The following is a 229-nucleotide window of genomic DNA, read 5'->3' on the forward strand; positions in this document are numbered from 1 at the left end:
TTCCACGCCTCTTTTACTAGATCAATAAATTGAGTAGGATCCTCATAAACAAACCCAGTCTTTTCATGCGTTACAACACTACAATTCCCCGCATTTTTTCTTACGATAACAGGCACACCAAGACCCATGGCTTCACAAACAGCTGTAGATTGCCCCTCTTCATACGAAGAATTTATGACAAGATCTGCTTCTGCAAAAATGTTGCCCATTTCTTCGAACGCTATAGGCT

General features: G+C 41.0%; 1 protein-coding gene. It reads right to left on the reverse strand.

The window, feature by feature from the left end:
• Positions 1 to 229 (reverse strand): glycosyltransferase (locus AOA61_RS30690; RefSeq protein WP_158234849.1); only part of this gene is annotated, 229 nt, incomplete at both ends.

This window comes from Pseudomonas sp. 2995-1, assembly GCF_002742505.1.
Classification (GTDB): Bacteria; Pseudomonadota; Gammaproteobacteria; order Pseudomonadales; family Pseudomonadaceae; genus Aquipseudomonas; species Aquipseudomonas sivasensis.